Source organism: Bacillus paranthracis, assembly GCF_024296885.1.
GTDB classification, from domain to species: Bacteria; Bacillota; Bacilli; order Bacillales; family Bacillaceae_G; genus Bacillus_A; species Bacillus_A paranthracis.
Genome location: NZ_CP101135.1, coordinates 4263969 through 4276891, shown reverse-complemented (window position 1 = coordinate 4276891; position 12923 = coordinate 4263969). Strand labels below are relative to the sequence as shown.

At 36.2% G+C, this 12923-nt stretch carries 14 protein-coding genes; 9 read left to right on the top strand and 5 right to left on the bottom strand.

What is annotated here, in order from left to right:
* Positions 1–64: 64 nt before the first annotated feature.
* Positions 65–514 carry a YslB family protein gene (locus NLJ82_RS22120; protein WP_000042220.1) on the bottom strand — a complete coding sequence of 150 codons (450 nt, stop codon included), beginning with the start codon at positions 512–514 and terminating at the stop codon, positions 65–67.
* A 300-nt stretch (positions 515–814) separates the two neighbouring features.
* Here NLJ82_RS22120 and sdhC point away from each other — a divergent pair, with 300 nt between their 5' ends.
* From sdhC to NLJ82_RS22100, 4 genes are all read left to right on the top strand, one after another.
* Positions 815–1441, top strand: a complete 627-nt coding sequence (gene sdhC / locus NLJ82_RS22115; RefSeq protein ID WP_000678352.1) for a succinate dehydrogenase cytochrome B558 — start codon at positions 815–817, stop codon at positions 1439–1441.
* Positions 1442–1454: 13 nt separating this feature from the next.
* Complete coding sequence (gene sdhA / locus NLJ82_RS22110; protein ID WP_000676735.1) at positions 1455–3248, top strand: succinate dehydrogenase flavoprotein subunit; 1794 nt, start codon at positions 1455–1457, stop codon at positions 3246–3248.
* The gene (gene sdhB, locus NLJ82_RS22105; RefSeq protein WP_001291826.1) at positions 3241–4002 is read left to right on the top strand and encodes a succinate dehydrogenase iron-sulfur subunit; all 762 of its coding nucleotides are present in this window, start codon (positions 3241–3243) and stop codon (positions 4000–4002) included. Before sdhA ends, sdhB begins: the two co-directional genes overlap by 8 nt.
* 92 nt (positions 4003–4094) lie before the next feature.
* Positions 4095–4541, top strand: coding sequence for an acyl-CoA thioesterase (locus NLJ82_RS22100; protein WP_000822740.1), 447 nt, complete (start codon positions 4095–4097; stop codon positions 4539–4541).
* Positions 4542–4577: 36 nt separating this feature from the next.
* On the opposite strand, the gene NLJ82_RS22095 is transcribed toward NLJ82_RS22100, so the two are convergent.
* Positions 4578–5357: a M15 family metallopeptidase gene (locus NLJ82_RS22095; protein ID WP_000720579.1), complete on the bottom strand. Its 780-nt coding sequence runs from the start codon at positions 5355–5357 to the stop codon at positions 4578–4580.
* Between the two features lie 265 nt (positions 5358–5622).
* On the opposite strand from NLJ82_RS22095, the gene motA reads away from it, so the two are divergent.
* Complete coding sequence (motA, locus tag NLJ82_RS22090) at positions 5623–6417, top strand: flagellar motor stator protein MotA (protein ID WP_000344867.1); 795 nt, start codon at positions 5623–5625, stop codon at positions 6415–6417.
* Positions 6407–7192 carry a flagellar motor protein MotB gene (motB, locus tag NLJ82_RS22085; RefSeq protein WP_001256753.1) on the top strand — a complete coding sequence of 262 codons (786 nt, stop codon included), beginning with the start codon at positions 6407–6409 and terminating at the stop codon, positions 7190–7192. The genes motA and motB overlap by 11 nt, the downstream gene beginning before the upstream one ends.
* Positions 7193–7218: 26 nt before the next feature.
* Here motB and NLJ82_RS22080 read toward each other — a convergent pair whose 3' ends face one another.
* Positions 7219–8046, bottom strand: coding sequence for a 5'-nucleotidase, lipoprotein e(P4) family (locus NLJ82_RS22080; RefSeq protein ID WP_000782776.1), 828 nt, complete (start codon positions 8044–8046; stop codon positions 7219–7221).
* A gap of 344 nt (positions 8047–8390) precedes the next feature.
* Between NLJ82_RS22080 and NLJ82_RS22075 the strand changes: the two genes are divergently transcribed.
* The 3 genes from NLJ82_RS22075 to NLJ82_RS22065 all read left to right on the top strand — a co-directional run bounded on the left by NLJ82_RS22075 (position 8391) and on the right by NLJ82_RS22065 (position 11054).
* On the top strand, positions 8391–9275 hold the full coding sequence (locus NLJ82_RS22075) for an ABC transporter ATP-binding protein (protein ID WP_000058123.1): 885 nt from the start codon (positions 8391–8393) through the stop codon (positions 9273–9275).
* Between the two features lie 2 nt (positions 9276–9277).
* Positions 9278–10504: an ABC transporter permease gene (locus NLJ82_RS22070; RefSeq protein ID WP_001224982.1), complete on the top strand. Its 1227-nt coding sequence runs from the start codon at positions 9278–9280 to the stop codon at positions 10502–10504.
* A gap of 118 nt (positions 10505–10622) precedes the next feature.
* The gene (locus tag NLJ82_RS22065) at positions 10623–11054 is read left to right on the top strand and encodes an Rrf2 family transcriptional regulator (RefSeq protein WP_000512998.1); all 432 of its coding nucleotides are present in this window, start codon (positions 10623–10625) and stop codon (positions 11052–11054) included.
* Between the two features lie 59 nt (positions 11055–11113).
* Here the strand turns inward: NLJ82_RS22065 and NLJ82_RS22060 are convergent, their stop codons facing one another.
* Together NLJ82_RS22060 and NLJ82_RS22055 are read right to left on the bottom strand one after the other, a co-directional pair.
* The gene (locus tag NLJ82_RS22060) at positions 11114–11779 is read right to left on the bottom strand and encodes an MIP/aquaporin family protein (protein ID WP_000913198.1); all 666 of its coding nucleotides are present in this window, start codon (positions 11777–11779) and stop codon (positions 11114–11116) included.
* 143 nt (positions 11780–11922) lie between these two features.
* Positions 11923–12888: a DMT family transporter gene (locus NLJ82_RS22055; RefSeq protein ID WP_001201652.1), complete on the bottom strand. Its 966-nt coding sequence runs from the start codon at positions 12886–12888 to the stop codon at positions 11923–11925.
* Positions 12889–12923 lie beyond the last annotated feature (35 nt).

The following is a 12923-nucleotide window of genomic DNA, read 5'->3' as shown; positions in this document are numbered from 1 at the left end:
ATTCAAATGAATGAAAATGCAAAAAGTCAACTAAACTGATATGTCTAGTTGACTGTGGGTAATGCTACACTTCAATGAGGTCTTTTATATCCCATTTTACGAGAAATGTAATAGAGTCTGAACGTTTTTTCTTTTCTTCGTAGGACTCTGCAACGACGTTTCGTTGCTTTTGAATTTGTTCAGCGATGAACCCAGCTTCTAATTGATAAGAAGAATGTCTTTTTTGTTTTTGACGTTCAGCGATGAGTGTGCCTTTAAGTTGGAACTGCATTTCACGACGCTTATGTTCAATAATGCTTAAAGTGCCCCAGCCAGCTTTTTCAAAGAACTGAATGACTTCTTCAATTGTGTCTAGTGGATATTTTCTTGCAAGGTTTCTACCGGACCAGTATAAAATACCATCTAGATCGTTACCGATTAAATCAGGTAGTAATTCTTCACGTAGCAATTCGTAAGCGAAGGCGTTCAATGAAACATCTTCTAAAGATGTTGTATCGATTGTATTTTTACTCACAATATTCCCCTCTTTCTATAGGGATTATTATATAACATTTCTCATTTATAAAAACAGATTTTTCTTTGGGAAAATCTGAATATATAAGAAGAAAAAAAGAATTGGCAAATTATATGCAAATTATGTATACGTTTTCTTGACGCTTCGACAAAAATAGGAGTAAAATGAACTTGGTATCAAATTATGCTGAAATATTTCGAATAATTTTTTCAGTTTTTCTTATGCCAATAGTGAAAAAACATTATTGCCATAAACTAATCTGAAAACAGCAGTCAATCATTCAAGGGGGGTAATGGGGACATGAAAGGCCGCGAGTATACGTTTCGTAAGTGGCACTCATTAATGGGGGTCATCCCGGTTGGTGTCTTTTTGACGCAACATTTAATTGTAAACAACTTTGCAACACGAGGAGCAGAGGCTTTTAACAAAGCTGCAGGCTTTATGGAGCTCCTTCCATTCCGGTATGCGCTAGAAATTTTCATTATCTTTTTACCAATACTGTACCATGCTATATATGGCTTATATATTGCATTTACAGCTAAGAACAATGCGGTTTCTTACGGTTATTTCCGCAACTGGATGTTCGTCTTCCAAAGAATTTCAGGTATCGTTACACTGATTTTCATTTCTTGGCACGTCTGGGAAACTCGTATTCAAGCAGCGTTAGGTAAAGAGGTAAACTATGACATGATGGCAGATATTTTAAACAATCCAGCTATGTTTGCATTCTACTTAGTTGGTGTTGTTTCAACAATTTTCCACTTTGCAAATGGACTATGGACATTCTGCATCAGCTGGGGAATTACAGTATCTCCACGTTCACAAAGAATCTCTACTTATGTAACATTAGCTATTTTCTTAGGTCTATCTTATGTAGGTGTGAGTGCATTATTAGCGTTCATCGATCCACAGCTAGCAAACCAGTAAGGAGTGGGAGAGCATGAAAGGGAAACTTATAGTAGTCGGCGGTGGCTTGGCTGGCTTAATGGCAACGATTAAAGCGGCGGAAGCAGGAGTAAATGTTGAACTGTTCTCTTTAGTACCAGTAAAACGTTCGCATTCTGTATGTGCCCAAGGTGGAATTAACGGTGCCGTAAATACGAAAGGTGAAGGGGATTCTCCATGGATCCACTTTGACGATACAATTTATGGTGGGGACTTCTTAGCGAACCAACCACCAGTTAAAGCAATGTGTGAAGCAGCACCTGGTATCATTCATTTAATGGACCGTATGGGTGTTATGTTCAACCGTACGGAAGAAGGACTTCTTGATTTCCGTCGTTTTGGTGGAACTCAACATCACCGTACAGCATTTGCTGGTGCAACAACTGGACAGCAATTACTATACGCATTAGATGAGCAAGTACGTCGTCACGAAGTAGCAGGACTTGTAACGAAATATGAAGGTTGGGATTTCTTACGAGCTGTTATTGATGATGAAGGTGTGTGCCGAGGAATCGTTGCACAAGACTTACAAACTATGGAGATTAGAAGTTTCCGAGCTGATGCCGTGATTATGGCAACAGGGGGCCCTGGTATCATCTTCGGAAAATCAACAAACTCCATTATCAATACAGGTACAGCAGCTTCTGCTGTATATCAACAAGGCGCATATTATGCAAACGGTGAGTTCATTCAAATTCACCCAACGGCAATTCCTGGAGACGATAAATTACGTCTGATGAGTGAATCTGCACGTGGTGAAGGTGGACGTGTTTGGACATATAAAGATGGTAAACCATGGTATTTCTTAGAAGAAAAATATCCGGCTTACGGAAACCTTGTACCTCGTGATATCGCAACGCGTGAAATCTTTGATGTTTGCGTAGAGCAAAAACTAGGTATTAACGGTGAAAACATGGTGTACTTAGATCTTTCTCATAAAGATCCGAAAGAACTAGATATTAAACTTGGTGGAATTATTGAAATCTATGAGAAATTTACAGGTGATGATCCTCGTAAACTACCAATGAAAATCTTCCCAGCTGTTCACTATTCAATGGGCGGGCTATGGGTTGATTATAAGCAGATGACAAGCATTCCAGGTTTATTTGCAGCAGGTGAGTGTGATTATTCTATGCACGGTGGTAACCGTCTTGGCGCGAACTCACTATTATCAGCAATTTACGGTGGTATGGTAGCAGGACCAAATGCAATTGAATATATGAAAGGTCTTTCTAAATCATCAGATGCTGTTTCATCTACTGTGTATGAACAAAATGAATTAATCGAAACAGAGAAATTTAACAATATTTTAACGCTCGATGGTAACGAAAATGCGTATGTTCTTCATAAAGAGCTTGGAGAATGGATGACAGATAACGTTACAGTAGTTCGTGAAAATAAAAAATTATTAGAAACAGATGCAAAAATTGAAGAGTTAATGGCTCGCTACAAACGTATTAACATTAACGATACAGCGAGATGGAGCAACCAAGGTGCTTCATTTACACGCCAACTTGCAAATATGTTTGAATTAGCACGTGTTATTACAATTGGTGCATATAACCGTAATGAGAGCCGTGGGGCGCATTACAAACCTGAATTCCCAAATCGTGATGATGCAAACTTCTTAAAAACTACGATGGCGAAATTTGAAGGAGAAGGAAATGCACCGGCATTCCATTACGAAGACGTGGATATTTCATTAATTAAACCACGTAAACGTGATTATTCTTCAAAACACGATGTAGCTGCTAAGAGTGAAGAGAAGGGGGATAAACAACATGTCTGAGAAAACAATCCGCCTCATCATTACGAGACAAGACGGACCAGATGCGCAAGCGTTTGACCAAGAGTTTGAAATTCCGTATCGTCCGAATATGAATATTATTTCGGCGCTTATGGAAATTCGTCGTAATCCTGTTGATTCAAAAGGAAACAAAACAACTCCGATTGCATGGGATATGAACTGTTTAGAGGAAGTATGTGGTGCATGTTCGATGGTGATTAACGGAAAACCACGTCAATCATGTACAGCGCTTATCGATCAATTAGAACAACCAATTCGCTTAAAACCGATGAAGACATTCCCGGTTGTTCGTGACTTACAAGTTGACCGTAGTCGCATGTTTAATGCTCTAAAACGTGTTAAAGCTTGGATTCCAATTGATGGTACGTATGACTTAGGACCAGGACCAAGGATGCCAGAGAAGAAACGTCAATGGGCTTATGAGCTTTCAAAATGTATGACATGTGGTGTTTGCTTAGAATCATGTCCAAACGTAAATAGTAAATCGGACTTTATTGGACCAGCACCGTTATCACAAGCTCGTTTATTTAACTCACATCCAACGGGTGAAATGCATAAAGCAGATCGCTTACGTGCAATTATGGGTGATGGAGGACTTGCAAACTGTGGTAACTCTCAAAACTGTGTGCAATCATGTCCAAAGGGTATTCCATTAACAACTTCAATTGCGGCGTTAAACCGTGATACAACAATTCAATCGTTCAAAGATTTCTTTGGTAGCGACAATAACTATTAAAAAATATTGCCTCTTCATTTCGAAGGGGCAATATTTATAACTGCATTTTTCTGTTTATTCTGTTTATTTTAAAGCGAAAAGGAGAGGGAACAATGAAGAGGATTTCTTATATTGAAGACTTTGAGCAATGGGAAAGTGGTTTTTCGTTTTACAATCCTGTAAAGGTTCGTTTTGGTGAAGTAGATATGTTTGGACATGTAAATAATGTCGTTGCCTTCACCTATTTTGAAGAAGCGCGTATCGCATTGTTTAAAGAACTTGGATTTATGCAAGAATGGACGCATGAATCTTCAGAAACGATGATTGTTGTTGCGGATTTACAATGTAATTTTATTAAACAAATATATTTTGATGAACAGTTGAAGGTGTATGTAAAAGCGGGATCAGTTGGAAATTCTTCATTAGATTTGCATTATATGGTGAAGAATGCAGAAGGAGAGGTTTGTTTAGTTGGTCGTGGAATGATGGTCCAAGCGTCGAAAAAAACAGGAAGAGGCGAACCGTGGCCTGAAGAGTGGAAGAAAAAATTACTACAATAATAGAGTGAAAGAAAAATAAGAGAGCAACATGCTCTCTTATTTTTTGTCTTCCATCGCTTCTTCTAATGTTAAATGATGTTTATATATGTATGTAGCGTATGGATTTCCAACGTAGCGCAAATGCCACGGTTCATATGAGTATTCTGTTGTTTCTGTTTTATCTTCTAAATAACGAATGACAAAGCCAAATTCATGAGCATGTTTTGCAACCCATTTACCTTCGGCTGTCTCTCCAAAAATAGGCTCTAATTGGAATTTAGCAGATTTTGAACTAATATCCATTGCTAAACCAGTTTGATGTTCACTCGTACCAGGAATGGCGCTTACTGAATCTGCCTCAGCTTTTCCTTGACGTCTAACGTATGTATCATGTAATGATTTTTGGCGTTTGTATGAACGATAACCAGATACAGCTGTAAGTTCAAGTCCTTCTTTTTTTGCTGCTGCAAACATATTTTCAAGCGCATCTGCAGCATCTTTGCGTAGCAATGTTTTTTCTTTATCTTTTGGACTAGTAAATGGTACATTTGGTCTTGTTAAGTCTTCAGGTGTGTATCCATCTGGTAGTTTTCGATGTTTATTAACTAATACAAGGTTAGAATCTGGATTTGTTACAACGGAAAAATCATTGTCTAGCTTCTTGGCGTTATGATCAGCTTTTGGAAAAGCAGGAATCTCTTCTTTTTGGTGATTATTATGCTGTTGACTTTCGACAGCTTTCGCCTCATTTTGTAGTGGCGATTTAGAATCAAAGTAAGCGAAAGAAGTGATACCGATTACAATAGTAGCGGCAGAAATAAGGATTATTTTTTTCATGATGCCTTGTAATCACGATCCTTTCTTAATAAAATATGTATCGTTTTTTATTATAAGTCTAGTTTACTGAAAAAGAAATATAAGAGTCGTAACGTAATAGAAATGCAAAGAAAATGTCAGAAAATGTGTGGAATTGTAGTATTTTTTTATATAATTCATTTCTTATCTTTCATGAAATTCATTTTTTATGTAATATATATACATAAGAAGATGTAGCGATTATCGAGAATAAAGAACTTCTTGTATAGACTAGGAGTGAATGGGAATGGATTTTGCAACACTTATTGGAATCATTTTAGGAGTAGTGGCGGTAGTTGTAGGGATGGTCGTCAAGGGCGCTGACGTAATGGCCTTAGTTAATCCTGCCGCAGCATTAATTATTTTTGTAGGTACATTTGCTGCAGTATGTATCGCATTTCCGATGGATCAATTAAAAAAGATTCCAAAATTATTTAAAGTTCTTTTTGGTTCTAATAAAAAAGATTTAAGTTATGAACAGTTGCTAGAATTGTTTGTTCATTGGACATCTGAAAGTAGAAAATACGGTATTTTGTCTTTAGAGCAGCAATTAGACAAAATTCAAGATGAATTTCTTTTGCGTGGTATGAAGTTTGTGATTGATGGCGTATCTGCAGAAGATTTAGAACAGATTTTAGAAGCTGAATTAGAAGCAATTGAAGAAAGGCATGCAAAGGGGGCAGCAATTTTTTCTCAAGCTGGTACATATGCACCAACATTAGGGGTTTTAGGTGCTGTTATTGGTCTTGTAGCTGCACTTGGTAATTTAACTGATATTGAAAAGTTAGGTCACGCTATTTCGGGTGCATTTATTGCAACGATTTTTGGTATTTTCTCAGGTTATATACTATGGCATCCATTTGCAAATAAATTAAAGCAAAAATCTGCAGCTGAATTAGAGAAAAAACGTTTAATTATTGATTGTTTATTAATGTTACAAGAAGGTACATATCCGTTTATTATGAAGAACCGCATTTTAGGTGCACTTTCTGCAACTGAGCGCAAAAAGCTTGAAAAAGGGGCAGAAAAAAATGCGGAGTAAAAAAAATAGAAGAAGTAAAAAGAAAAAACACGAAGAACATATCGATGAAACTTGGCTAATCCCTTATTCTGATATGTTAACGTTGTTGTTTGCATTGTTCATCGTTTTATTCGCAATGAGCAGTATAGATGCTGCTAAGTTTAAACAGATGGCTGTTGCTTTTCGAAGTGAATTAGCTGGTGGAACAGGTAACAAAGAATTTTTAAGTGATCAGAAGCCAAATGATGAAAAGGAATTATCAGCAAGTAGTTTAGAGTCTGAGAAGATTAAAAAGAATGCTGAAGCTGAAGTAAAGCAACAAGAAATGAACGAATTAAAAGCGGTACAAAAAGGTATTGATAAGTATATTGAGGAAAATCGATTATCTTCTTCTTTTAAAACTGATTTAACAGAAAAGGGATTGAAGGTAACGATATTAGAAAATGTACTATTTGATTCTGGGAAAGCGGACGTAAAATTAGAATCGTTAAGTATTGCGAAAGAAATGTCTAATTTACTTGTTTCAGCATCACCTCGTGAAATCACAGTATCTGGACATACAGATAATGTTCCTATTGCAAATGCGCAATTTGCATCGAACTGGGAATTAAGTACGCAGCGGGCAGTTAATTTTATGCAAGTATTACTGCAAAATAAAGAATTACAACCAGGAAAATTTAGTGCAGTTGGTTACGGAGAATATCGGTCAATTGCTCCAAATGATACACAAGAAGGAAAAGCGAAAAATAGACGTGTAGAAGTGTTTATTTTACCTTTAACGAGAAATATGCAATAAAAGAGGAGGGCACATGCCATCCTCTTTTATTTTGCATCAAATGATTTTAAGTTGTCATGGCGGATTTTATCTTTTTCTGCATCTGATTTTTTGAAATCATAATCATATAAAGCGCCTTCCCAATCACCATACATCGGATTAGGGAAAATAATAAATTTCTCACCAAATTGTGCTTTTGAATCTGCTACTGCTTGGTTTCGGTCCTTTACAGACTTTCCATCAAAACCAGTGAAGTCAGATAAGTTATCACCGAAGAATAAGACGATATCATGTGTTTGAGAAACGAGTTCACGTCGTTTTTCTTTTCCTTTTTCTTTCGGGTCTTGTAGTAATATATGTTCTTTTGTTGCTTGAGGAGCGCCTACACGCTCAAGATTTTTAATTGTTGCATCTAGTTGGTTCGTTTTACGATTTGAGATGTAGTAAATATCTACACCTTTAGACTCTGTATATTTTAAGAAATCAATTGCACCTGGAAGGGCCTCAGCTTCAGCCTTATTAATCCAATCATCCCATTTATACGGATAGCCTTTTCCTGTTTTTACGCTCATTGCTTGATGAGGACTGTTATCTAAAACAGTTTCATCTAAATCAAGTACGATAGCGGGTTTTTTCTCGGTTCCTTTTGCAAGAGCTGCATCAAGTTTCAATTGACCGATATTGTATCCTTGGTAGTACAGTGCTTTCGTTTCACCGGCTGTTTGATACCATAAATCAGCCATTAATTGCTGGTCTGTTAATTTTACTTTCTCTTCTTTCGCCACTGTTTTCTCTTGTGTTCCTGAACATGCTACAAGCGATGTAGATAGAACCGCTACAGATAATAAAGTGGTAATGCCCCTTTTCATCTTCATATGTACCCTCCTTGATGTTAGAAAACCAGTTAATATTATATATCGAAAAATAATATTTTTTGTATGAACATTTGCATATTGTCTTTTGTATATATAGTAGTATGTCCTATATTAGAAAGATGAGAAAAAATGATGGGAATTATTTTGACAAGTTTAATTGTCGAAATGACAATAATAATTGACAAATCATGTAATTTTATTTACAATTTTAACTAAATGAAACAAATGATGGATTAGAGAGATGCTACATAATAAGAGGATGGAGTGTAGTGCTATATTTTATCCTGAATAAACATAGTCTTTGAAAGAGAGTATGAATGATACTAAAGGGGAGGCTTTATACTTTGAGTTTACAAATTCAAAACTTAACGAAACAATTTGGGGAATCAAAAGCAGTTAACGGCTTGCAAATTTCGTTACCAAAAGGTGAAGTGTTAGGATTACTTGGACGAAATGGTGCAGGAAAAACAACGACAATCAAAATGCTTCTCGGATTATTAACGCCTAATGAAGGCTCTATTACATGGGATGGAAAACCATTTGGGACTAGTGGGGTAACGATAGGATACTTACCAGAAGAAAGAGGTTTATATACTAAAAGTAGAGTAATAGACCAGTTGCGATATTTTGGTAGATTAGAAGGAATGACGAAAAAAGAAGTAGATCTTGCTATTGATCACTGGTTAGATCGATTAGCAATACCAGAATATAAATTTAAAACAGCAGGAGAGCTTTCAAAAGGGAACCAGCAAAAAATTCAATTAATTGCTGCTCTTCTTCATAATCCAGAACTTCTCATTTTAGATGAGCCATTTAGCGGACTGGATCCAGTGAATGCTGGAATGTTAGCTAGCATTATTGAAGAACAAGTACAGAGCGGAAAGACAATTATTTTATCTAGTCATCGTATGGAACAAGTAGAGGCTTTTTGCCAACATGTATGTATTTTGAAAAAAGGCGAAGCAGTCGTAAAAGGCCAGTTAAGTGATATTAAAAAACAATATGGTTTTCGTAATTTAACGATTGAAGATACAGAAGTGAATGAGAAGGGATTAGAAGCTATACATGTATCGTATGAAAAACAACAAGGCCTTCTTTATGTGCGAGTACAAGATGATGCAGAAGCTCTCAACATTTTACAACAATTGCAAGAGCAGGGTGTTACCTTAAGACAATTTAAAATGTTAGAGCCGACGTTAAACGAAATTTTTGTAGAGAGGGCGAAATAACGATGCGTAAATTTTCTCACGTATTTTCATTTTATTTTAGAGAAGCATTTTTATCTAAAAAATCATTAATTACGAGTGCGATTTTATTTTTAGTTGTGTTTGGGATTTTTGCATTTAATCATTTTACTTCAGGCGATGATAAAAATAAGGATAAAGATAAAATTGCAGTTGTAGTAGAGAGTTCCACATATAAAGTACAAAAAGACGAGCTAAATAAGCTATTGCCATCAGCAAAAATAACAATTGGTTCAAAGGATGATTTTGATAAACTGCATAAGCAAGTAGAAGAAGGCGATTTAGATGGTCTATTCCATGTGACGGAAAAGGGTGGGGCTCCATCGATTACATATATGTATAATGGATTTCCAAGCCAAGCAACTTCTGCAATTATGGCAGGATATTTAAAGCAACAATATACGATGGTGACGATTGCCAAAAATAATGTTTCACCAGAAATTGCACAGCAATTACAAACAGAAATTCAAGTAAAGCAAGAAGCGATAAAAGATCGTACATCTTCTTTCGGAATTGCCTATTTCTTTACATTTGCTTTATATATGTTTATTGTAGCGTTCGGAAATACAATCGCAATGAATATTGCATCTGAAAAGGCGTCACGTGTAATGGAAGTAATGCTTCCGAAAGTGAAGCCTCTTACGATGATGTATGCGAAAATTTTAGCGGTTGTTTCAACGGCGTTATTGCAACTTGTCGTATTGGCGTGTGGTTATCTTATTCCATATTTGTTAGGTTGGGTCGATTTAGAAAGTGCCTCACTATTTGGTATTCCAATTGACTTTACGAAATTAGATGCAAAAGTTATCAGCATGTTTCTTGTTTATTTCATTACGGGATATTTACTTTATGCGATGATGTATGCTGCTGCTGGAGCTGTCGTATCTAAGACGGAGGATTTACAAGCTGTATCTTTCCCGGTAATGATTTTAATTATGGCTGCATTCTTTATTAGTATTAAATCATTAAGTGATCCGAATAGTACTATCGTTGTTGTAAGTTCTTACGTTCCATTTTTTACACCAATGGTTACCTTCTCACGTATTGTAGCTGGTGAAGCAGGTATGCTAGAAATTACGATAACATTAGCAGTCTTATTGGCGACAATTGCAGTATTAAATGCTGTTACAAGCCGCATTTACGTAAACGGCGTAATGAATTACTCAGATAAAGTGAAATTTAAAGATTTAGCGAAATTTATAAAGCGTCAATAATGAGAGAAAAGCATGATTTCCTATTGAAATCATGCTTTTTCTTTATGTATAAATTAAAAATAGTATATAATAATAAGAGTCGTCTTTTAATAGAATGAATAAAAAGGAGGGTGTGCAGATGGGGATTAGTAGTCGTTTTACAGTAGGTGTTCATATGCTGACATTACTTGCGATAGATCGAAACTCTCGCTGTACCTCTGAATGGATTGCCGGTAGTGTGAATACAAATCCAGTTGTGATTCGTCGCATTACAGGAATGTTGAAGAGAGCAGGACTTGTTGATGTACAAGCTGGTAAAGGTGGTACGACACTTGCTCGTGATTTAGAAGAAATTACATTACTTGATGTATATAAAGCAGTGGAAGTTGTAGAAGAAGGACAGCTATTTTCCTTCCATGAAAATCCCAACATTGAATGTCCAGTAGGAGCTAATATTCAATCAGTATTAGAAATTATTTTAATGCAAGCACAAGAAGCGATGGAAAATGTACTTGCAAATGTAACGGTAGATCAACTAGTTACAAATTTAAAGTCTAAAATGAAAGAGTAAAAAAGCGAGCATCCTCATAATGAGGGCTCGCCTTTTTTTATTCAGAAATATTGAAAATTCTATTTTTCAGTATTTAAAATGAATTTACCTACGATAGCTGCTACGATACCACCAAGAATTGGTGCGATGATGAATACCCATAGTTGAGAAAGGGCTTCTCCGCCAGCGAATAAAGCTGGGGCGATACTACGAGCTGGGTTAACAGAAGTTCCAGTTAACGGAATACCTAATAAGTGAACTAAAACTAATGTGAAACCAATTACTAATCCTGCTAGAGAAGAACTTCCTTTTTTACCTGTTACAGCAACGATCACTAAAATGAATACGAAAGTTAAAATAAATTCAACTAGAAATGCTCCAGATAAACCAAGAGTTCCAAAACCGTTTTGTCCTAAATTATCTAAAGGTGTTTTAGCAGATTTTAAAATTGTTACTAACGTTGCAGTTCCTAATAAACCACCTAAAATTTGAGCTAATACATAATAACAAAGTTCCATAGCGTTCATTCTTTTATTGATGAACATAGCTACTGATACTGCTGGGTTAATGTGACATCCAGAAATTGTTCCGATGCTATATGCCATAGCCACAATAGATAGACCGAAAGCCATGGCGATTCCTAATGTTCCAATTCCTTCAATTCCGCCGCCAATGACAGCTACTCCAGTTCCGAATAATACTAGTACAAATGTACCAATAAATTCAGCGATTGCTTTTTTTAACATAATTTACCTCCTATTGTTGCGCATGAACCGTATTATAACATAGGTTTTAGTATAAACCGTTAATGAAATACTATTCTGATAAGGCGCAATAGGGGGACAATAAAAAAGAGTATAGTTCTTTGTCACAGAACCATACTCTTTTTTTATGCTGTTTTTTTCTGTTTAACGACTGGAACAGAACGGTTTAAAATGCTATTTGCAACCATTCCTAACATAATAATAATCATTCCAAGTAGGGAAAGCCCCCCAGGAAATGAACCATTTAAGAAAACAATTTCGCCAAGCACGGTAAAGACCATCGTTCCAGCTTGCGTTGCTTCAACAGCTCCAAGTAGAGCGAGATTATCTTTGGCTAAGTCAGTAGCAAAGAAAAATGTCATTGTCGCTATAACGCCAGAACATAATGCTAACAAAAATCCTTGTAGCATTTGGCTTGATGTTGGAATACCAGTAGTAGAAAATCCGTATATACCAAGTAAAATTGTTATAGGAAGACTGCCTATTGCCATTCCTAATACACGTTGGAATGTATCAAGGCGCCCACCAACAAGTTCCATCATTTTTCGGTTACCGAACGGATATAAGAAAGCAGCTAACACGACAGGTAAAAACCCTGAAATAAACTGAGTTATTGTAATGTGACCTGCTGCAGTTGCTTGCATACAAATTACACCAAGTAAAATAAATAATGCAACGTATAAACTACGAAGTGGAATTTTTCCGCGTACAAGTTTCGTACCTGATTTCGTTTCTATTTTAACGAAAAATAATGGCGAGAGTAGTAAACCTGCTAATATAGTAACTTGCCAAGTTCCAGCAACGAGCCAAGCTGGAGAAAAGACAGCTGCAAAACTTAATAAAGAATAGAAACCAATACCAGCAACAGAACCCCACCCAATCCAAGCCAATGGATGTTTCTTTAATTCTTCCCATAACTCCCTTAAGTTTTTGCGAAATAAAACGATAAGGAATAAAATAGGGAGAGCAAATAAAAAACGGAAGGAAGCTGTCCAAGCCCAGCTCGTTCCAGATACATTCATCGCTCGATTTATAATAAAAGTTGCGGAAAAAAAGGCTGATGATAAAAGGCCTAATAAAATTGCGCGCATGAAGTATAGCACTCCTTTCGGAATTTAATGATTAT

What these genes read in the sequence shown, in the direction of transcription:
- NLJ82_RS22100 (WP_000822740.1), top strand. Translation starts at nt 4,095, where the DNA reads ATGAAGAGGATTTCTTATATTGAAGACTTTGAGCAATGGGAAAGTGGT.
- NLJ82_RS22065 (WP_000512998.1), top strand. Translation starts at nt 10,623, where the DNA reads ATGGGGATTAGTAGTCGTTTTACAGTAGGTGTTCATATGCTGACATTA.
- NLJ82_RS22080 (WP_000782776.1), bottom strand. Translation starts at nt 8,046, where the DNA reads ATGAAGATGAAAAGGGGCATTACCACTTTATTATCTGTAGCGGTTCTA.
- NLJ82_RS22095 (WP_000720579.1), bottom strand. Translation starts at nt 5,357, where the DNA reads ATGAAAAAAATAATCCTTATTTCTGCCGCTACTATTGTAATCGGTATC.
- sdhB (WP_001291826.1), top strand. Translation starts at nt 3,241, where the DNA reads ATGTCTGAGAAAACAATCCGCCTCATCATTACGAGACAAGACGGACCA.
- NLJ82_RS22070 (WP_001224982.1), top strand. Translation starts at nt 9,278, where the DNA reads ATGCGTAAATTTTCTCACGTATTTTCATTTTATTTTAGAGAAGCATTT.
- NLJ82_RS22055 (WP_001201652.1), bottom strand. Translation starts at nt 12,888, where the DNA reads ATGCGCGCAATTTTATTAGGCCTTTTATCATCAGCCTTTTTTTCCGCA.
- sdhA (WP_000676735.1), top strand. Translation starts at nt 1,455, where the DNA reads ATGAAAGGGAAACTTATAGTAGTCGGCGGTGGCTTGGCTGGCTTAATG.
- NLJ82_RS22060 (WP_000913198.1), bottom strand. Translation starts at nt 11,779, where the DNA reads ATGTTAAAAAAAGCAATCGCTGAATTTATTGGTACATTTGTACTAGTA.
- sdhC (WP_000678352.1), top strand. Translation starts at nt 815, where the DNA reads ATGAAAGGCCGCGAGTATACGTTTCGTAAGTGGCACTCATTAATGGGG.
- motA (WP_000344867.1), top strand. Translation starts at nt 5,623, where the DNA reads ATGGATTTTGCAACACTTATTGGAATCATTTTAGGAGTAGTGGCGGTA.
- motB (WP_001256753.1), top strand. Translation starts at nt 6,407, where the DNA reads ATGCGGAGTAAAAAAAATAGAAGAAGTAAAAAGAAAAAACACGAAGAA.